This window comes from Streptomyces sp. NPDC052299, assembly GCF_040679335.1.
GTDB lineage: Bacteria > Actinomycetota > Actinomycetes > Streptomycetales > Streptomycetaceae > Streptomyces.
Genome location: NZ_JBFAUP010000005.1, coordinates 174,589 through 192,302 on the forward strand (window position 1 = coordinate 174,589; position 17,714 = coordinate 192,302).

The window sequence follows — 17,714 nt, forward strand, 5'->3', positions numbered from 1 at the left end:
AGCACGCCCATGCCGGCCACCGCCCTCACCGCCCGCGCCCTGCTGCTCGACATGGACGGCACCCTGGTGAACTCCGACGCCGTCGTGGAGCGCTGCTGGCGCCGCTGGGCGCTGCGGAACGGCCTCGACCCGGAAGAGGCGCTGAAGGTTGTCCACGGCCGCCAGGGCTACGCCACCATGGCGGTCCTGCTCCCGGAGCGCCCGATGGAGCAGAACTACGCGGACAACAAGGTGATGCTCGCCGAGGAGACCGCCGACACCGACGGGGTCGTCCCGATCGGCGGCGCCCCCGCGTTCATGGACGCCATCACCCCCCTCCCGCACGCCCTGGTCACCTCGGCCGACCTGGCACTGGCCACGGCCCGGATGAACGCCGCCGGGCTGCGGATGCCGGATCTCCGCGTCACCGCCGAGAGCGTCGGGGCCAGCAAGCCGGACCCGGAGGGCTTCCTCAAGGGCGCCGCGGCTCTGGGCTTCGCCCCGGCGGACTGCGTGGTCTTCGAGGACTCCGAGGCGGGCATCGCGGCGGGCCGGGCGGCCGGGATGCGCGTGGTGGGCGTCGGCCCGCGCGCCGGGGCCCACGCCCCGGACGCCCATGTGGCCGACCTGACGCAGCTGCGCGTCGAGGCGGCGGCGGACGGCGCGATCACGCTGCACATCGAGGCGCGATAACCTTCCCGCGGGGCGCCGGACGCCCCACCGGGGACGGACACCGGGGCCGCTGACCCCAGGTCAAACACCAGCACCACGAACCTCCGTACGGCCCTCGCCCATCCCGGGCGGGGGCCGTACGCATGCGCTCCCCCGCAGGTCAAGGACGTCTCCGCCGCGCCGGCCCGGCTCACCGCGCCCGCGCGCACCTGCCCGTACGCCCCCCACGCCACGAAGCCCTTTGTCAGATCCCTTGATGTGACGTGCCCATGTCGCCACTCTGTTACCTGGCGCCCACCCCACGGAAACCCGGCGCCGCCACGATGGCCGGGCCGTTCATGACAGCCCGTCCACATCCCCCCACATCAAGGGAGTTCGCATGTCAGGTGTCTACGCGCGTCGCATCGCCGTCCTCGCCGCATCCGCCGCACTCGCCGCCACCACCGGTCTGCTCACCGCGCCGAGCGCCCAGGCGGCCATGCCCACTCCGGTCTCCGCGTCCACCGCCCGCACCTATCTGAGCGAGCTCACCGTGAAGGCGGAGGGCTCGTCCACCGGGTACAGCCGGGACAAGTTCCCGCACTGGATCACCCAGTCGGGAGCCTGCAACACCCGCGAGGTCGTCCTGAAGCGCGACGGCACGAACGTCACCCAGGACTCCAGCTGCGCGGCCACCGGCGGCAGTTGGTACTCGGAGTACGACGGCGCCACCTGGACCGCCGCCTCCGACCTGGACATCGACCACATGGTGCCGCTCGCCGAGGCGTGGCGCTCGGGCGCGTCCGGCTGGACCACCGCCCAACGGCAGGCGTACGCGAACGACTTGACCCGTCCGCAGCTGATCGCGGTCACGGACAACGTCAACCAGGCCAAGGGCGACAAGGACCCGGCGTCCTGGATGCCGCCGCGTGCCGCGTACAAGTGCACCTACGTGCGCGCCTGGGTCCACGTGAAGCACTACTACAAGCTGTCCGTCGACTCGGCCGAGAAGTCGGCCCTGCAGTCCGCGCTCAGCGGCTGCTGAAGCCGGGAGCGCCCGACCGCGACCCCAACTCCGGTGGCCCCACCGGCCGATGCCCCGACGACGGGCCGGCCGGCGGGGCCACCGACGTGTTTTCGGCCTACTACGGCTGTTCATGACAAGCCATACACCACCCCGCAGGCGCACCGGCGGGCCCACAGTCCGCCAACGGGGCGCAAGCGGCCCGGAACTCCAGTGGGACTCCAGTGAAAGCCGGGGGTGCCGTGGTGGGAGCCCTCGACGACAGAACCGGACGCCCATGGCCGGAAAACTGCGCCGCCATTGGTTCAGGCCAAGCGAAGGAACGAGGGTGCCCAGTTCGCGGCGGTATTGGCGCGCCGAACGGCCGACAACAGACCGTCAGATTCCAGCCAGTCGACAGAACGTTGAACTTGCAAGTATTGGTGAGGTCTACCTAATCTTTTGCGCCCAGTCGGTTCACGTCCCCACCAGACCGAAGGAGCTCCTCCCCCATGACTCCACACCTCCACCGGGCCCAGCCCTATGTCCTCGCGCTCTTCCGCATCGTCCTCGGCGGGCTCTTCGCCTGCCACGGCGCCGCCTCGATCTTCGGCGTCCTAGGGGGCGCCCACGGTGGCGGGTCCATACCCGCCGGCACCTGGCCGGGCTGGTACGCGGCGGTGATCCAGCTCGTCGGCGGCGTCCTCGTGGCCCTGGGTCTCGGCACCCGGTTCGCCGCACTGATCTCGTCCGGCTCCATGGCGTACGCCTACTTCACGGTCCACCAGTCGAACGCCCTCCTCCCCCTGCAGAACGGCGGCGAGCCGTCGGCCGTCTTCTGCTGGGTCTTTTTGCTGCTCGTCTTCACCGGCCCCGGCGCCCTGGCCCTGGACAACCTCCTCACCGCCCGCACCCCGGACCGGCAGGACCGGGACCACTCCCAGGAACAGAACTCCCCGGTCACCGTCTGACCCCCTCCCCGCTCCCCCGGGCCCGCCGACCGACCGGGCCCCGCACAACCCTCGCGTGCCGCCGGGAAAACCGCTCCCCGGCGGTACGCACGCGAGGCACCCTCGACCGGGGTGCCCAACATCACGCATATATATGGATCACCGGGTGAACGGCAGGCGTACGCTGTACAGCTGACCCTGCCGCTCCTGCCGCTCCCCTGCGACGTCGCGGCGTTGTTACCGATCGGGGAGTAGAAGGTGCTAGAGAGTGTGGGTGCGCTGACCGGCAGCCCATGGATCTACGTAGCGGTCGCCCTCTCCGTGCTGCTGGACGTCTTCCTCCCCGTACTGCCCAGCGGCGTGCTGGTGATCACCGCCGCCACGGCCGCCGCGGCCGGCACCACCGGTGTCGCCGCCGACGCGGCGGGCGCCGCCCGCCACGTGACCGAGGTCCCCTCCCTGCTCGCCCTCGTCCTGTGCGCCGCCACCGCCTCGGTGCTCGGCGACTTCGCCGCGTACCGGCTGGCCCGGCACGGCGGCGAGCGGCTGGACCGCGCCATCGCCCGCTCCCGCCGCCTGACGTCCGCGCAGGAACGACTCGGCGCCGCCCTGAGCCGGGGCGGCGGCATCCTCGTCGTCATCGCGCGCTTCGCCCCGGCCGGGCGCTCGGTCGTCTCGCTGGGCGCGGGCGCCTCGCACCGCAAGGCGAAGGAATTCCTGCCCTGGTCGGCCGTCGCGGGCGTGGCCTGGGCCGGCTACAGCGTGGGGCTCGGCTACTTCGGCGCGCAGTGGCTGGGCGCGAGCTGGCTGGGCACGGCCGTCTCGGTCCTCGCCCTGTTCCTCGCGGGCTCCTTCGCCGCGCTGCTCATGCGGCGCCCGGCCGCCGCAGCGGCCGCCGCGCCCCCTATGGCGTCCTGACACCACCCCGTATCTCCAGGCCGTCGAGCAGCCGGGCGGTCGCCTCGGCGATCTCGTCCACGGCGCGGTCGAAGACTTCCCTGTTGTGCGCGGCCGGGGCGCGGAAGCCGGACACCTTGCGGACGAACTGCAGGGCGGCGGCGCGGATGTCCTCCTCGGTGGCCTCTTCGGGCAGGGCGGGCGGTCGGAGCGTCTTGATACTGCGGCACATGCGTCCAGTGTGACCCGTGCCACTGACAACGGCACCCACCCTGCCCGGACGGGCCGGTCAGATGACCGGCTTCCGCGCCGTGCACAGGGCCCAGATGACGAAGGTGTCGATGGCGAGGGAGACCACGGCCCAGACCGGCTGGTAGGGGAGCCACATGAAGTTGGCGATCATGTTGAGCGCCGCGAGCCCCACACCGGCCCCGCGCGCCCAGGCGGAGCCCCTGAGGATGCCCCAGCCGACGATCGCGATGACGATGCCGAGGATGAGGTGGATCCAGCCCCAGGCCGTCACGTTGAACTTGAAGACGTAGTCGTTGATCCGCGCGTACACGTCGTCCGACGCGATGCCGGCGATGCCCTTGATCGCGTCGAGCACCCCGTCCACCAGCAGCAGCACACCGGCGAACATGACCCCGCCGGTGGCCCAGGGGTTCTCCTCCCCCGGACGCGGGGCGGCGGGCGAGGACGGGGTGCCCGGCGGGGGCGCGGTCTGTGCCATGAGGACTCCAGGGCCGGATGGAAACGTACAGGTCAGACCGACCATGCGCCGCCCGTCCCGGCACGGCTACGCGGAAACGCCCGTACGGGTGACGCTCCCCGTCTCCGCCCCGTCCCCGCTCCCCGCCGCTTCCGCCGCCCCGCGCGGCCGCCCGGGCGACCCCAGGACCACGAACACCGTGGCGACCAGGAGCACCGCCGCCACGACCCGCAGCCCGTCGGACATCGCGGGGGCGAAGGCGGCGGCGTGGGCGGCCCCGGTGTGCTCCGGGCCGGCTCCCGACGCCAGCACGGTGCCGACGACGGCGACACCGAGCGCCGCCCCGATCTCACGCGCCGCCGTGTTGAGCCCGGAGCCGAGCCCGCTGCGGTGCGCGGGCAGCCCCACGACGACGGCCGAGGTCAGCGCGGGCGCGCAGAGCCCCGTACCGGCGGAGATGACCAGGAGGTAGACGGCGTACAGGGCGTACGGGGTGGTGCCGTCGGCGGTCGAGACGAGGAGCAGGCCCAGGCCGATGACCGTGAGCCCGCCGCCCGCCACCGGGCGGATGCCGTACCGGTCCTGCCAGCGCGCCCCAAACTTCGGCATGACGGCCATCCCCACGGTGAGCGGCACGATCGCCACCCCGGCGAGGCCGACCGGGAAGCCCTTCACGTACTGGAGGTACTGCGAATTGACGTAGAACAGCGCGAACAGGCCGAAGAACGCCGTGGCGATGCCCAGTGTTCCGGCGCGCACCACCGGCGAGGCGAAGATCCGGGGGTCGAGCAGCGGACGTGCCACGCGCAGCCCGTGGACGGTGAACACGGTGAGCATGACGGCCCCGAGGCCGAAGGCGGTCAGCACCCGCGCCGAGCCCCAGCCCTGCGGCGGGCCCTCGATGATCCCGTACACCAGGGCGGTGAGGGCGGCGACGAGCAGCAGTGAGCCGACCGGCTCGGGCGCGGCGTCCGAGCGCTCGGGGCTGCGGGGCGAGAGACGGGCGACGGCGAGGGCGAGCAGCGCGGCGAGCGGCACCATCGCCCAGAACAGGGCGCGCCAGGTGGAGAACTGGCCGGCCAGGCCGCCTCCGACGTTGCCCGCGAGGCCGCCGAGGCCGGCCGCGAGCGTCCAGGCCGCCAGCGCCTGGGACCTGCGGGCGGGCGGGGTGAGGGTGATCAGGAGGGACATGGTCGCGGGCATGATCAGCGCGGCCCCGGCCCCGCACACCCCGCGTCCGGCGATGAGCGCGGCGGGGCCGGTGGCGAGCGCGCTGGTGGCGGCGCCGCCCGCGAAGAGGCCGAGTCCGGCGAGCAGGGCTCCCTTGCGGCCGAAGCGGTCGCCGAGGGCACCCGCCGGGATCAGCAGCCCGGCGAAGGCGATGACGTACGCGTCGACCGCCCAGAGGAGTTCGCCGGCGGACGGGTGCAGGGCGGAGGCGGCGAGCTGGGGGATGAGCAGATTGACGGCGGCGACCATGCCCTGCGCGACGAGCACACAGGCACAGAGGGCGTACTGCGCGGCAGGGGTAAGGCGCGGGGGCTTCTGGGCATGCGGGGACAACGCTCCTCCTCGGAGCCGTGGTGAGTGGGATGTGCGTCCACCGTAGAGTTGGCGCGACTTGCTTTCCAATGCATCTTCGACAAGGGATGTATGCACGTGACGCAATCCGGCCTCGACCTCAATCTTCTGGTCGCCCTGGACGTCCTCCTCGACGAATGCAGCGTCTCCGGGGCCGCCGCCCGGCTGCATCTGTCCGAGCCCGCGATGAGCCGCACCCTCGGCCGCATCCGCAAGGCGCTCGGTGATCCGGTGCTGGTGCGTGCCGGGCACACGATGGTGCCCACCCCGCATGCCCTGGGCATCCACGTCGAGGTGCGCGCGGTCGTGGAGCGGGCGCGCGGGCTGTTCCTGTCGGGCGGCAAGGTGGATCTGCGCGCCCTGTCGCGGACGTTCACGGTGCTGGCCCAGGACACCCTGGCGGCGGTCTCCGGCCCGGCCCTGTTCGCCCGGATCGCCCACGAGGCGCCGGGCGTACGGCTCCGCTTCCTGATGGAGAGCCATGTGGACGGCCCCTTCCTGCGCGAGGGCGCCGCCGACCTGGAGGTGGGGGTGCTCGACACGCGCTCCCCGGAGGTGCGCCGCGAACACCTCTACGACGACCGGATGCTGGGCGTGGTGCGCCCGGGCCACCCGCTCCTGGACGGGGAGATCACCCCGGCCCGGTTCGCCGCCGCCGACCATCTGACGGTGTCCCGTCGCGGCCGGACGACGGGCCCGGTGGACACCGCGCTCGCCGAACTCGGGCTGAGCAGGCGGGTCGTGGCCTCCGTGGGCACCCTGCCGTCGTCGCTGTTCATCCTGCTCGGCAGCGACCTGGTCGGGCTGACCTCCCTGCGGACGCGCCCGTTGACGGAACCTCTGGGTCTGCGGACGTTCGAGATCCCGTTCCCGCTGCCGCCGCTCCCCTTCGGCATGGCCTGGCACCCGCGCCACGACGCCGATCCGGCACACGCCTGGCTGCGGGAGTGCTTCCGGCAACTGGCCCGCGAGGAGGCCCCGGACGACGGCGCCGGAAATCCGCTGTCCCCCGTCCCGCCGGGCGGCTAATCTCCCACCGACCGACGACCCGAGGAGGGGAAGTTGCCCGGTAGCCCGAGCACGCGCTGACGCCGTAGCACGACCCGTCATCGCGTGCTGCCTCCGAGCGCGGCACAGCGAGCCCTTTCCGCCGGACCGCCGACGCGCACCCTGCGCCGGGCGGTGGCGGAGCCCTGCCGTCCGCTGCTCAAGGGGCCTTCGTGCATCCCGTTTCCCGTACTCCCTCCTCCCCCGCTCTCCGGCGGGACTCCGGCTTCCTGTGCCTGTGGGCCGGGCAGACCGCCTCGCAGTTCGGCGAGCAGGCGCTCCTGGTCGTCCTGCCGCTGGTCGCCGTCGTCTCGTTGCACGCCGACGCGGGCGCGCTCGGTCTGCTCCGTGCGGTCGAGCAGGCGCCGATCCTGCTGCTGTCGCTGTTCGCGGGCGCGTGGGCGGACCGCCGCCGCACCCGCACGGTGATGGTGGCCGCGGATCTCGGCCGCGCACTGGCCCTGGCGGCGGTCCCCCTGGCCTGTCTCCTCGGCGTGCTCGGGCTGCCGGTCCTGCTCGTGGTGGCCGCCCTGCTCGGGGTGGGCAGCGTGTTCTTCGACGTGGCCTACCAGGCGTCGCTGGTGCGGCTGGTGGACCGCGGGCTGCTGATGCGGGGCAACAGCGCGCTGGAGGGCAGCAGGTCGGCGGCGCGGATCGGCGGGCCGGCGCTCGGCGGGGCGCTGATGTCGGTGTTCTCGCCGCTGCTCGCCGTCGTCACCGGTGCGGGCTTCTTCGTGTTGTCGGCCGTGTCGATCGGCCGCATCCGCCGCCCCGAACGCGTGCCCGCCCCGGCCGGGGCCCCGGCGCCGGTCCTGCGGCGCATCCACGAAGGGCTCCGCTTCGTGGCCCGGCACCCGGCGCTGCGTGCGGTGGGACTGGCGTCGGCCCTGTTCCAGTTCTCGCTCGCCGCGCTGATGACGGTCTATCTGCTGTTCCTGCCGCGCGAACTGGGCCTGTCCGGGGCCGAGGTGGGCCTGGCGCTCGCGGCGACCGGCCCGGGCGCGGTGCTCGGGTCGCTGCTCGCGGCGAGGCTGCCGGAGCGGCTGGGGTACGGCGTGGTGCTGGTGGGGTCGGCGGTCCTCGCGGACGGCGTGATGCTCGGCGTACCGGCGCTGCACGGCCCCGGGCCCCTGGTCCTGCCGGTGCTGATGGCCGTCAACCTGGTCTTCGGTACGTTCGGTCAGCTGGTCAACGTCACGGTGATGTCCGTACGGCAGGCGGTCACTCCGGTCCGCATCCAGGCCCGGGTGGTGGCGACGGTCAACTTCGCCGGGATGGGCCTCACCCCCTTCGGCTCCCTGCTCGGCGGCTTCCTCGCGGGGACGTGGGGGCTGCGCCCCAGCCTCCTCGTCACGGCGCTCGCCCTCGCCCTCTCCCCGCTGTTCATGGCGCTCTCCCCCTTGGCCCGCCTCGGAAAAGTCCTTCCCGTCGCAGCTCAGAGCGACCCCGCATATGCCGGTGAGTGACCCATGGTGGCGTACGATGCGGGCATGAGCGAACGCGCGATGCAGGAACCGACCCTCCTCCTCCTGACCGCCCTGGCGGACGAGCCCCGGCACGGTTACGCCATCGCGCGCGAGGTCGAGACGATCTCCGGCGGCCGGGTGAAGATGCGCACCGGCACGCTGTACGGGGCGCTGGAGCGCCTGCTGAACGAGGGCCTGATCGAGGTGCACGCGGAGGAGGTCGTGGACAGCAGGCTGCGCCGCACCTACACGCTCACCACGACCGGCCGGGAGACCCTGGCCGCCGAGGCCCGCCGGATCGCCGCCACCGCGCGCGAGGCGACCCGGCGCCTGGGTGCCGCCGGGAAGCCGGCCACCGCATGAGCACCCCGCTGCTGCGGCTCTACCCGGCCGGTTACCGCCACGCATTCGGGCCGGAGATCGCGGAGGCGTACCGCGAGGCGACCGAGGGCGCGGGCCGGACCGCCCGGTTCCGGGAGGCGGGCGACCTGGTGGCGCACGCGCTGCGGATGCGGATGCGCCTCGGCTCCGCGCAGCCCGCCGGCCGCCTGTTCGCCGCCGCGGCGCCCTTCGCGCTGGCCGCGACGGCCGCGTACGCCGCCTTCGGGCTGGTCTCGATGCTCGGCGACTGGCGGCTGAGCGGGAATCCGGACTTCCTGGTCCCGCTCAGCTTCGTCATGACCGGCTGCGACCTGGTGACGCTGGCGGGGGCGGTCCTGGCGCTGGGCGGGCGGTTCGCGGCGGGGGCGCGGTGGGCGTTCGCGGGCGCCCTGCTCCAGGAGCTCGCGCTCCTCGCGGTCCCGCTGACGGCCGGGGTGCTGCCCCCGGCCGCCGCCGCCCCGTATCTCCTGGCCCCGGTCGCGGTGGCCGCGCTGCCGCTGGCCTGTCCGCCGGACCTGCGCCCGCCCGGCCGCGCCCTGGGCACTGCGGCCCGTGTCGCGCTGCTGCTGTGGACGGGGCTCGCGGTGGCCGCACTGGCCCTGGCGGACCCCGGCAGCCATCTGACGTACCTGTTCTGGCGGTTGGGCGTCCCGATGGCCGCCGCCCTCCTCCTCGCGGGCCGCCCGGCGCTGGCCCGGCTCCGCACGCCGGGCCGGTTCGCGCTGGCCGGGGCGCCGTTCGTCGCGATGGGGTACTGCGCCGGGGTGGTGGACCGGGACACCGCGGTCCCGGCGCTGGCGGTCGTGGCGGCGGCGGGGGTGGCGCTGCGGCTGTGGCGGCTGCGGGGCGGGACGAGCACGGGCTGAGGACAGCCGGCCGGGCGCGGGCCGGTGCGGGCGGGCTGTCAGGCGGTCACGCGTATCTTCGACTGCCCGTGCCCCAGCTTCTCCCAGTCCTCCATGAACCGCGCCCGCAGCCCGTGCTTGGCGGCGAGGGCGGTCAGGGTCTCGGTGCGGTAGTAGAAGTCCTCGCGCAGCACCTGGTGTTCGGTGCCCGTGGTGCGGTCGAAGGTGAAGTCGAAGTGCCCGCCGGGCGCCAGGACGCGGCCCACGTGGGCCAGGCACTCCTCGATGATCTCGACCGGCGAGTGCGAGAAGACGCTGTGCGCGTGGACGACGTCGAAGTACGCGTCCGGCAGGAAGTCCAGCGTCAGGTCCTTGGTGATGGTCAGGTGCGGCACCTTGGCCTGGAGCCCCTGCGCGGTCAGGGTCTCCTTGGCGGCGATCAGGATGTCGGGCGAGATGTCGATGCCGTAGTAGTGCCCGGCCTCCAGATAGTCGATGAACCGCCAGCCGGCCCGGAGGTTGCCGCACCCGATGTCGAGCATCCGGGCCCCGGGGGCGAGCCCGTGCTCCACGAGGTAGTCGAACTGCATCTGCCCCAGGGCGAGCCACCGTTCGTGCGTCTGGCTGCCGACGGCGGCCTCCGGGTTGCGCCGGGTGTCCGAGGCCATCACGGCCCGGTAGTAGTTCACGTGGTCCGGGTGCTTGAACGCCAGCCACCGGTCGCGGGCCGCCCGCTTCAGGTAGGGCGCGATGCGGTCCGGCCGGGTCGCGGCGTAACGGACCTTGTGGGCAAGGGACTCACGGTTGGCGACGAGGTTCTTCTTGGATGCCATGGCGCCACTATAGGTCGGTGAACGACATATGCAAACCAACGACCCTTCGGCCCGGCCCGAAGCCCCGACGCACCTCACAGCCGTCTGATCCGGCGCACGTCGCGTACGCAGGCGTTGGCCACCCCGGCGGCGAGAACGACGGCGGAGCACACCAGGAGGATGCGCCCGCTGGACCAGTACGCGGACGCGACGGCGACCAGGAGGTAGCCGGCCGGGATGGCGATCTGCTCCCCCAGCGAGTTGAAGGCGTTGAGCCGCCCCAACTCCTCGTCGGGGACCTGCTGCTGCATGACGGTGGACCAGGCGACGACGGCCACGTCCATTCCCGCCCCGGCGACGACGGCCGCGCCCAGCACCCAGATCAGCGGCAGCCCGAACCCCATCGCGGCGAGCGGCAGGAAGAGCCCGGAACTCGTCACCACGGCGACCAGCACGAGCCGTTGCGGCTTCCACAGCAGACAGACGAACGTCCCCGCGAGCAGCCCCGCCGCGAACGCCCCCTGCACCAGCCCCCAGGAACCGGCGCCCGCGTAGCTGCGGTCCGCCACGAGCGGCCCCAGCAGTTGGTACCCGGCCAGCCAGGCGGCCACGACCGCCGTTCCGGACAGGGTGAAACTCCACAGCCACACCCGGGACCTGAAACCGGCCCACCCGACCCGCAGATCGGCCACCAGGCCCGCGCCCGGACGTCCGGCGGGCACCGCCCCCGCGAGCCGCAGCCCCGCCAGCAGGAGCGCGGCCACGACGAAGGTCACGGCATCCCACCCGAGCGCCCAGGCGGGCCCGGTCAGGGCGACGACGAACCCGCCGACGACGGGTCCGGCCACCTTGACCGCGTTCCTGGGCCCCCGGACCAGCGCGTTGGCCTGCTGAAGCCGCCCCGGCTCCACGAGCCGGGGCACGACCCCCTGGGCCGCCGGCGCGGTGAACGCGGCCGCCGCCCCCGAGGCGCACGCACACGCGCTCATCGCGGCGGTGCTCGCCGTCCCGGTCGCGACCAGCACCGCGACGACCCCCTGCGCCGCCCCGGCACCCAGGTTCCCGAGGAAAAGGATCCGGCTGCGCGACACCCGGTCCGCCAGCGCCCCGCCGACGAGCAGCAGGACCAGGGCCGGCACGGTGTTGGCCGTCAGCACGATCCCCAGCGACCGCGCTCCCCCGCCCTGCTCGATCACCGCGAACGCCAGGGCGACCGGGGCCATCGCGGACCCGGTCGCGGAGATCAGATGGGCGAGCAGGAACCGCCGGAAGGCGGGCAATCGCAGCGGGGAAGGCGACTCCTTCACCTGGTCGTCGACAGCCATCAGTCCTTCGCGCCCGTCACCCATGGCGGCAGGGTAGGGGCGGCACGGCGGGCACGGCACCCGGGTTTCGGGAACGCAGGGCGCACGCCCGGCGCGCACGTGCGGGCGTCAGGCCACCCCGAACCACGTCCCGGCGAGCTCGGACAGCGTCTCCCCGGCAGGACGCGGCATCTCCCGGAGGTACCACGGCAGATCGCTGTACACGTGCAGCAAGGTGTACGCCAGCAGCACGGACGGGTCGAAGGTCCGGCCGTACGCCCTGCTCAGCCGCCCCAGCAGGCCCGGGTCCCCGCCGGTGACGAACAGGCCGACGGCCACGAAGTCGTACGCCGGGTCCCCGGTCATGGCGGGCTCGAAGTCGATGAGTCCGGTCAGCCGCCAGCCGTCCGCGTCGGCCAGCAGGTGCTGCCGCATCACCTCGGTGTGCAGCAGGGCCGCACGCGGGGCGCGCGGCAGCGGGACCGAGGCGAGGAAGTCCGGGATCTGCTCCAGCCACCCCTCGGCCAGCCCGCGCACCCGTTGCCGCTCGACCGCGCCCGCGGCCTGCCGGTCCAGGAAACCGCCCCAGTCCTTTGGCCCGAGGACGTCGGCGAGCGGTGCCGGGTCGAGGGCGTGCAGCGCCGCGAGCAGCTCGCCGGCCTCGGTGACGATCCGTTCCCGGTCCCGACGCGGCACCCGGGCCCAGGCGGGCGCCAGGTCCTCGCCGTGCAGCCGGGACATCAGGACGTACCGCCACCCGTCGCCGACCGGGCCGGCCCCGTGCAGCCGGGGGGTCGGCACGGGCAGCCGGTCTTGCAGATGGCCGAGGACCCGCTCCTCCACGCGGGCGTGCCGCCCGTCGGCCTCCGGGAAGAGCTTGAGGACGTGCCCGTCACCGACCGCGTAGACGGGCACGGACCCCTCGGGGAACCGGACGACCGGTACGCCACCGACGCCGACGCGCCGGCACAACTCCTCGACGGCCGCGTGGGGCACGGTCCGGTCGGCATCCTCGTCAGTCGGCATGACCGGGACCGTAGGCCACGGCACGGATGCGGGACAACGCGTTATCGGCCGCGCCCGTGGTCGGGGTCCGCGTCCAGGCCGGGCAGTTCCTCGTGCCCCTCCGAGTAGTGGTTGACCCACCCGCAGAGCGCACAGGCGTACCGCCCGGCCAGACCGTGCACCTCGGTGCCGCACCGCGCGCAGTCGGTGCGGGTGATCTCGGGAATCGTCGGTTCGTGCTCGCTGGTCACACGGGGACTGTACCGAGTGGAGCGCTCTCCGCGGAGTCCGCGTACGGACTGATCATGGTGTCGAAGTACACCTCGGGCGGGCCCTCCAGGAAGGTCGACAGGTTGTCGAGGAAGGCGCGCAGCGCGGGCAGGGTGTTGTGCCGGTCCAGGTCTTCCTGCGAGCGCCACACCTCGTACAGGAAGAACCGCCCGTCCTCCTGCTCGTGGAGGTGGTACGCCAGATTGCCGGGTTCGTTCCGGGTGGGCCCGACCAGGTCGGAGAGCGTGCGCCGGACCTCGTCGGCGTACTCCGGGCGCGGCCGCAGGAATCCGTAGAGGGCAAGGGAGTTGACTCGCTGATTCGTCATGCCCGCCACGCTAGGATCTGACATTGATGTGAGGTTCAAGAGCCCGCGGGGCCCGAATATGTGAGGCGCGCCACATGAAGATCGGCGATCTGGCCGCGGAGACCGGCACCTCGGTCCGGCTGCTGCGCTATTACGAGGAGCAGGGCCTCCTCGCCTCCCACCGCGCCGGGGGCGGTCACCGCCGCTACGACCCCGACGCCCCCGCCGTGGTCCGCCGCATCCGCTCGCTGCTGGACGCGGGACTGCCGACCCGGACCATCCGCGACCTGCTCCCGTGCGTACGACAGGACGGCACGGTGGCCCTGTGCAAGCTGGACACCCTGGAACAGCACCTCCGGGGCCTGGACGACCGCATCTCCGCCCTCCAGGAGACCCGCTCGTCCCTGGCCGTCCTGGTCACGGCGGCCCGGGCGGAGGAGGCGTGACGGGCACACCCTAGGGTGTGCCGGTGATCTTCAACAGGAAGCCCGAGGCCGCGCGCCTCACCGCCGCCGTGTCCGACCTGGAAGAGGCGGTCGCCGCCCGCGACGGCGACCGCACCGGGCAGGCGTTCGGCGCCGTGATGAACAGTGCACAGCAGGCGTCGGACGCCGAGTGCCTCGACGCGGGGCCGCGCCTCGCGGCCCTGCTCCCCGCCTTCCCGCCGACCGGCCCGCGCCCGATGCTGGCGATGGCCGCCGGCTACTGCGTCGAGCGGGGCGCCGACCCGCTGGCCTGCGCGGAACCGATCCTGGACGGCGCCCGCCGGGACCTGCTGGACGCGGCGGAGTTCGCGCGCCGCTGGACGGCGACAGGCAACGAACTCCCCGCTCCGGAGGCGGAGTCGATCGACGACGCGTTCCTGGCCCGGCTGGGGGACGACGACTACGAGGCGACCCGCCTCGCCCTCGCCTGGTGCGCCCTGGAGCAGTGGCAGCCGCCCGCCCTCGCGGTGCTGTGCCGCAGCTCGGAGGTGCGCCGCCGGTACGCGTCGGACGTCGTCCCGCTCTGCCGCGCGGTGGAGGCCCTGGACCGGCACGACCTCAAGTGCCTGTCGTACGCGCTGGCGGTGCTGAACGACGAGCCCGTGATCGTGCTCCACCGCCCCACGGGCCAGGGGTTCGAGATACGTGTCGACGGCATCGGGGACAACTTCCAGCTCCACACCCTGCTCGCCCACGTCCTGGTCGGTGGCGGCCACGTCCCCGGCACGGCCCCCTCCGCGGAGAGCGTCCGCCTGGCGACGAGCCCCGAGCCCGCCGAGAGCGAATCGGACGCGGTGGCGACCGGCTTCTTCGAACTCCTCGCCCCGGACGGCACCCGCATCTGGAACGAGGGCCTGCCGGACGACATCCCGGTGGTGTCCGGCCGCCGGCTGCTGGTCCTGGACACCCCCTCCTACGCACGCACCTGGAACGCCGACCGTTTCTTCCCGCACCTGCCGGGAAGGGCGGAACTCATCCGCGTACTGCCGCCGGACGAGACGGAGACGTGGTACGCCCACACGTCACCGGCCGCCGTCTGACCGCTCCGGTCCCCCTCACGCACCCGGCGCCGCGAAGCACAGGGCGTCGAAGTGCCGCCCGGCGAAGAAGTGCCGGAGCTCCCCGATCCGCTGCCATCCGAGCCGTTCGTACAGCCGGATGGCAGCGGCGTCCTTGGTCAGCACCTCCAGCACCAACGGCAGCCCGTGCGCCCGGGCATACGCCTCCGCCGCCCCCATGAGCCGCGCACCGGCGGAGGCGCCCCGCGCGTCCCGCCCCACGAAGAACCGGGCCAGCACCGCGACCTCCCCGTCCCCGGCACCCCCGCTCTCCCGCCAGAGCCGCGCCACGTCCTCCCCGCGCCGGGCCCGGTTGACCGCGACATGTCCCACGACCCGCCCGTCGAGCTCGGCGACCCAGGCCGCGATCAGCCCTTCCGGCGACAACCACGCCTCGGGGTCCGCCACCCCTTCGACGGGATACCCGTCGGACTCATGAACACCGGCGAGCACGGCAGCCGCCGCGCCCAGATCGGCGTCCTCGCGGGGACGAACCAGGACTTCGGACACGGTCATCCTCCATGGGTGCGGGCGCGATTGTCGGACCAGCCTGCCATCCTGCCCCGGTGACCGTGAGGAGGTCATCGTGACCAGCCGCCACCGCCTCGCGATGCGAACGAGGTCGACGCGCATCCCTCCTCAGCGCGGGGCCCGGGTCAGCGCAGCCCGAAGCGTTCGGCCCAGGTGGTCACGTCGGCGGTGGTCGCATTGCCGCCGCAGACGACCAGACCGAGCCTGGCGCCGTCCCCGACGCGCTCGAGCACCTGGCGTGCCGCGGGCAGCAGGCATCCGGCGGCGGGCTCGGCCCAGACCTTCGCGTGCTCCGCGAGGTCGAGGGTGCCCTGCACGGCCTCGGCGTCGGTCACGGTGAGGACATCGGTGACCATCGCCGAGACGTGGGCGTAGGTGAGCGGTGAGGCGCTGGGGGCGCTCAACGTCGAGACGATCGAGGACAGTTCGACCGGCACCGGCCCTCCGGCGGCCAGGGCCTCCGACATGGCTCGCGCGCCCTCGGTCTCGACGCCCCAGATCCGTACCCCCGGACGACGCGCGCGCAGCGCGGTCGCGACGCCGGAGATCAGCCCCCCGCCACCGATGCTGACGAGTACGTCGGTGAGCTCACCGGCATCCTCCGCCAGCTCCAGGCCGACGGTGCCCTGTCCCGCGACGACGACGGGGTCACCGAAGGGGTGGACCAACGCGAGCCCCGACTCCCGGAGTTCGTCCACCAGGGCGAAGGCGCCGCCCATGGTGTCGGCGAGGACGACGTTCGCCCCGGCCGCCTCGGCGATCTCCACGGCGCGGGCGGGGGCGGACCGGGGCATCACAACGGTCGCCTTGATGTCCAGCGCACCGGCCATCTCCGCGACCGCGATCCCGTGATTGCCCCCGCTCACCGCGACGACCCCCGCGGCACGCTCGGCCTCGGTGAGCGCGAGCAGCTTCGCCGTCGCACCGCGCGCCTTGAAGGAGCCGGTGCGCTGGAGCAGTTCCAGCTTCGTGGTGACCGGCACCCCGAGGAAGGCGGAGAGCCCGGGGCTGGGCACGGTCGGCGTCCGCACGACATGCCCGGCAATCCGCCCGGCCTCGGCTTCCACATCCGCAACGGTGATCAGCACGTTTCCCTCCCATGTCACCCGAGCCACGGCGACCACTCAACACCAACGGTCGAGCGGCACGCCGAGGGCCCCCAGCCATACGTGACTGGGGGCCCTCGGAACCGGTGGGCGCGGACGGTTTCGAACCGCCGACATCTGCTTTGTAAGTTCGACCCGAGGTGTCTGAGCACCTTAACGGACTCCACTGCAGCTGCCGTCGTGGGCTCCCCACGGCCGCCGCTGTACGCCGACGTTGATGTCAGGAGTGGATGTCAGCTCACGGGTTTGGCATCTGCTCGTCAGCCGGCCTGCGCGGTCGCGACACAGCCACTGCGGCGCGCCTGTCGTTCGCATGCTTCTGCTCGATCGAGGCTCGCAGCTCCTCGGGGGTTGGCCATGGCGCGCTCCGATGGATCATGCGGTGACAGTTGGCGCAGATGAGAGCGAGATCGCTGAGCTTGGTGTGCCCCTCCCCCGCTACGTGGAGCGGAAGGACGTGATGGCACTCGATGTACCCGGCACCGCGGTCTCCGTAGATCTTCTCGAAGTCGAAGCCGCAAGCCTCACACGTGAGCTGTCCACCGCTCTTGAGGACGGAGGCGATCTTCTTCTTGCGCAGGCCCTTGTTCCGCTCGCGCGCCCTGTGCCAGCGCATGAGCAGCCGCCCCTCGGGCGCACTAAAGTCGTCGCCGAACTCCTCTTCCTCGGTCGGCACGAAGGACTGCAAGTCGCCAGTTGCGATGCCCTGCCGGATCAGCCTCGCGGCCTCGGTCATCTCCTGCGGCCGGGCAAGGAACTCGTGCAGCACCGCGACGTCCAGCGCGCCGCCGTTGGTGGGCTTCCCCTGGTACTCGGGGTGCCGGGTGGCGATGTCGAACGTCTTACGAGCGACACCGTTGGGGTTGCGGAACTTCTCGTTGCGGTCCGCCTCGGCGTGGATGGGAAGCAGCTGAAGCAGGGCGGACAGCTCCACTACCCGGGCGTCCCCGGCGTCCAGCCCTTTCCAACCGTTCTCCATCACCAGCTGACAGGCAAGGATGATCTCGTCGCGTGCCCAGTCCGGGTTCTTGATGGACTTGACCTGGAAGCCCACCCGCTTGAGCCACGCCACGGCGTGGTCCTTGCCGCCGCTGAACTCGTCCCGAGTGAGGGCTCGCCCTTGATCCCACTTGTGAGCGACCCCGGCGACGGCCTTGGAGTCGTACTCGTGACCGTCATGAACCAGGACGTAGGACCGCGCCTCCCCGAAGCCGTACTTCGCCAGAAAGTCTTCACGCCCCAGCTCGTCATGCTCCGCCAGGACCTTGAGCACGGACTCTCTCGTGATCGCTCCTCTTCGCATAGGAGGATCGTAGGACCGAGCACT

At 72.8% G+C, this 17,714-nt stretch carries 21 protein-coding genes; 10 read left to right on the forward strand and 11 right to left on the reverse strand.

What is annotated here, in order from left to right:
- The first annotated feature begins 9 nt into the window (after positions 1–9).
- The 4 genes from AB0L33_RS10660 (at position 10) to AB0L33_RS10675 (ending at position 3,501) form a co-directional block, all read left to right on the forward strand.
- Positions 10–672, forward strand: coding sequence for an HAD-IA family hydrolase (locus tag AB0L33_RS10660; protein ID WP_365679759.1), 663 nt, complete (start codon positions 10–12; stop codon positions 670–672).
- Between the two features lie 358 nt (positions 673–1,030).
- Positions 1,031–1,675, forward strand: a complete 645-nt coding sequence (locus AB0L33_RS10665; RefSeq protein WP_365679761.1) for an HNH endonuclease family protein — start codon at positions 1,031–1,033, stop codon at positions 1,673–1,675.
- Between the two features lie 470 nt (positions 1,676–2,145).
- The gene (locus AB0L33_RS10670; protein WP_365679763.1) at positions 2,146–2,604 is read left to right on the forward strand and encodes a DoxX family protein; all 459 of its coding nucleotides are present in this window, start codon (positions 2,146–2,148) and stop codon (positions 2,602–2,604) included.
- A 237-nt stretch (positions 2,605–2,841) separates the two neighbouring features.
- Positions 2,842–3,501, forward strand: a complete 660-nt coding sequence (locus AB0L33_RS10675) for a VTT domain-containing protein (protein ID WP_365679766.1) — start codon at positions 2,842–2,844, stop codon at positions 3,499–3,501.
- Here the strand turns inward: AB0L33_RS10675 and AB0L33_RS10680 are convergent.
- The 3 genes from AB0L33_RS10680 to AB0L33_RS10690 form a co-directional block, all read right to left on the reverse strand.
- Positions 3,488–3,712: a DUF2277 domain-containing protein gene (locus AB0L33_RS10680; RefSeq protein WP_147972665.1), complete on the reverse strand. Its 225-nt coding sequence runs from the start codon at positions 3,710–3,712 to the stop codon at positions 3,488–3,490. The two genes, AB0L33_RS10675 and AB0L33_RS10680, sit on opposite strands and share 14 nt — an antisense overlap.
- 57 nt (positions 3,713–3,769) lie before the next feature.
- A complete protein-coding gene (locus AB0L33_RS10685; RefSeq protein ID WP_365679769.1) occupies positions 3,770–4,210 on the reverse strand; it encodes a hypothetical protein in 441 nt (146 codons plus the stop codon).
- 66 nt (positions 4,211–4,276) lie between these two features.
- Entirely contained in the window at positions 4,277–5,752 is a 1,476-nt protein-coding gene (locus AB0L33_RS10690; RefSeq protein WP_365679771.1) for an MFS transporter, read from the reverse strand.
- Positions 5,753–5,842: 90 nt separating this feature from the next.
- Here AB0L33_RS10690 and AB0L33_RS10695 point away from each other — a divergent pair, with 90 nt between their 5' ends.
- The 4 genes from AB0L33_RS10695 (at position 5,843) to AB0L33_RS10710 (ending at position 9,530) form a co-directional block, all read left to right on the forward strand.
- Entirely contained in the window at positions 5,843–6,799 is a 957-nt protein-coding gene (locus AB0L33_RS10695; protein ID WP_365679772.1) for a LysR family transcriptional regulator, read from the forward strand.
- 191 nt (positions 6,800–6,990) lie between these two features.
- Complete coding sequence (locus AB0L33_RS10700) at positions 6,991–8,283, forward strand: MFS transporter (protein ID WP_365679774.1); 1,293 nt, start codon at positions 6,991–6,993, stop codon at positions 8,281–8,283.
- 24 nt (positions 8,284–8,307) lie between these two features.
- The gene (locus AB0L33_RS10705) at positions 8,308–8,646 is read left to right on the forward strand and encodes a PadR family transcriptional regulator (protein WP_365679776.1); all 339 of its coding nucleotides are present in this window, start codon (positions 8,308–8,310) and stop codon (positions 8,644–8,646) included.
- The gene (locus AB0L33_RS10710; RefSeq protein WP_365679778.1) at positions 8,643–9,530 is read left to right on the forward strand and encodes a hypothetical protein; all 888 of its coding nucleotides are present in this window, start codon (positions 8,643–8,645) and stop codon (positions 9,528–9,530) included. Before AB0L33_RS10705 ends, AB0L33_RS10710 begins: the two co-directional genes overlap by 4 nt.
- A 38-nt stretch (positions 9,531–9,568) precedes the next feature.
- Here the strand turns inward: AB0L33_RS10710 and AB0L33_RS10715 are convergent, their stop codons facing one another.
- The 5 genes from AB0L33_RS10715 to AB0L33_RS10735 all read right to left on the reverse strand — a co-directional run bounded on the left by AB0L33_RS10715 (position 9,569) and on the right by AB0L33_RS10735 (position 13,228).
- Positions 9,569–10,342: a class I SAM-dependent methyltransferase gene (locus AB0L33_RS10715; protein WP_365679780.1), complete on the reverse strand. Its 774-nt coding sequence runs from the start codon at positions 10,340–10,342 to the stop codon at positions 9,569–9,571.
- Between the two features lie 74 nt (positions 10,343–10,416).
- A complete protein-coding gene (locus AB0L33_RS10720; RefSeq protein WP_365680126.1) occupies positions 10,417–11,646 on the reverse strand; it encodes an MFS transporter in 1,230 nt (409 codons plus the stop codon).
- A 108-nt stretch (positions 11,647–11,754) separates the two neighbouring features.
- Entirely contained in the window at positions 11,755–12,651 is an 897-nt protein-coding gene (locus AB0L33_RS10725) for an aminoglycoside 3'-phosphotransferase/choline kinase family protein (RefSeq protein WP_365679782.1), read from the reverse strand.
- A gap of 41 nt (positions 12,652–12,692) precedes the next feature.
- Positions 12,693–12,881, reverse strand: a complete 189-nt coding sequence (locus tag AB0L33_RS10730) for a hypothetical protein (protein ID WP_365679784.1) — start codon at positions 12,879–12,881, stop codon at positions 12,693–12,695.
- On the reverse strand, positions 12,878–13,228 hold the full coding sequence (locus AB0L33_RS10735) for a putative quinol monooxygenase (RefSeq protein WP_365679785.1): 351 nt from the start codon (positions 13,226–13,228) through the stop codon (positions 12,878–12,880). Before AB0L33_RS10735 ends, AB0L33_RS10730 begins: the two co-directional genes overlap by 4 nt.
- 74 nt (positions 13,229–13,302) lie before the next feature.
- Here AB0L33_RS10735 and AB0L33_RS10740 point away from each other — a divergent pair, with 74 nt between their 5' ends.
- Together AB0L33_RS10740 and AB0L33_RS10745 are read left to right on the forward strand one after the other, a co-directional pair.
- Positions 13,303–13,653: a MerR family transcriptional regulator gene (locus AB0L33_RS10740; RefSeq protein WP_365679787.1), complete on the forward strand. Its 351-nt coding sequence runs from the start codon at positions 13,303–13,305 to the stop codon at positions 13,651–13,653.
- Positions 13,654–13,676: 23 nt separating this feature from the next.
- The gene (locus AB0L33_RS10745) at positions 13,677–14,732 is read left to right on the forward strand and encodes a hypothetical protein (protein ID WP_365679789.1); all 1,056 of its coding nucleotides are present in this window, start codon (positions 13,677–13,679) and stop codon (positions 14,730–14,732) included.
- Positions 14,733–14,747: 15 nt separating this feature from the next.
- On the opposite strand, the gene AB0L33_RS10750 is transcribed toward AB0L33_RS10745, so the two are convergent.
- The 3 genes from AB0L33_RS10750 to AB0L33_RS10760 form a co-directional block, all read right to left on the reverse strand.
- Positions 14,748–15,266 (reverse strand): GNAT family N-acetyltransferase, encoded by a 519-nt coding sequence (locus AB0L33_RS10750; RefSeq protein ID WP_365679791.1) that lies wholly within the window; start codon positions 15,264–15,266, stop codon positions 14,748–14,750.
- A 140-nt stretch (positions 15,267–15,406) separates the two neighbouring features.
- Positions 15,407–16,366 carry a threonine/serine dehydratase gene (locus AB0L33_RS10755; RefSeq protein ID WP_365680128.1) on the reverse strand — a complete coding sequence of 320 codons (960 nt, stop codon included), beginning with the start codon at positions 16,364–16,366 and terminating at the stop codon, positions 15,407–15,409.
- A gap of 259 nt (positions 16,367–16,625) precedes the next feature.
- Positions 16,626–17,690 carry an HNH endonuclease gene (locus AB0L33_RS10760; RefSeq protein WP_365679793.1) on the reverse strand — a complete coding sequence of 355 codons (1,065 nt, stop codon included), beginning with the start codon at positions 17,688–17,690 and terminating at the stop codon, positions 16,626–16,628.
- Positions 17,691–17,714: the final 24 nt, after the last annotated feature.

What these genes read in the sequence shown, in the direction of transcription:
- AB0L33_RS10715 (WP_365679780.1), bottom strand. Translation starts at nt 10,342, where the DNA reads ATGGCATCCAAGAAGAACCTCGTCGCCAACCGTGAGTCCCTTGCCCAC.
- AB0L33_RS10760 (WP_365679793.1), bottom strand. Translation starts at nt 17,690, where the DNA reads ATGCGAAGAGGAGCGATCACGAGAGAGTCCGTGCTCAAGGTCCTGGCG.
- AB0L33_RS10710 (WP_365679778.1), top strand. Translation starts at nt 8,643, where the DNA reads ATGAGCACCCCGCTGCTGCGGCTCTACCCGGCCGGTTACCGCCACGCA.
- AB0L33_RS10660 (WP_365679759.1), top strand. Translation starts at nt 10, where the DNA reads ATGCCGGCCACCGCCCTCACCGCCCGCGCCCTGCTGCTCGACATGGAC.
- AB0L33_RS10720 (WP_365680126.1), bottom strand. Translation starts at nt 11,646, where the DNA reads ATGGCTGTCGACGACCAGGTGAAGGAGTCGCCTTCCCCGCTGCGATTG.
- AB0L33_RS10670 (WP_365679763.1), top strand. Translation starts at nt 2,146, where the DNA reads ATGACTCCACACCTCCACCGGGCCCAGCCCTATGTCCTCGCGCTCTTC.
- AB0L33_RS10725 (WP_365679782.1), bottom strand. Translation starts at nt 12,651, where the DNA reads ATGCCGACTGACGAGGATGCCGACCGGACCGTGCCCCACGCGGCCGTC.
- AB0L33_RS10680 (WP_147972665.1), bottom strand. Translation starts at nt 3,712, where the DNA reads ATGTGCCGCAGTATCAAGACGCTCCGACCGCCCGCCCTGCCCGAAGAG.
- AB0L33_RS10685 (WP_365679769.1), bottom strand. Translation starts at nt 4,210, where the DNA reads ATGGCACAGACCGCGCCCCCGCCGGGCACCCCGTCCTCGCCCGCCGCC.
- AB0L33_RS10750 (WP_365679791.1), bottom strand. Translation starts at nt 15,266, where the DNA reads ATGACCGTGTCCGAAGTCCTGGTTCGTCCCCGCGAGGACGCCGATCTG.
- AB0L33_RS10695 (WP_365679772.1), top strand. Translation starts at nt 5,843, where the DNA reads ATGCACGTGACGCAATCCGGCCTCGACCTCAATCTTCTGGTCGCCCTG.
- AB0L33_RS10665 (WP_365679761.1), top strand. Translation starts at nt 1,031, where the DNA reads ATGTCAGGTGTCTACGCGCGTCGCATCGCCGTCCTCGCCGCATCCGCC.
- AB0L33_RS10740 (WP_365679787.1), top strand. Translation starts at nt 13,303, where the DNA reads ATGAAGATCGGCGATCTGGCCGCGGAGACCGGCACCTCGGTCCGGCTG.
- AB0L33_RS10735 (WP_365679785.1), bottom strand. Translation starts at nt 13,228, where the DNA reads ATGACGAATCAGCGAGTCAACTCCCTTGCCCTCTACGGATTCCTGCGG.
- AB0L33_RS10705 (WP_365679776.1), top strand. Translation starts at nt 8,308, where the DNA reads ATGAGCGAACGCGCGATGCAGGAACCGACCCTCCTCCTCCTGACCGCC.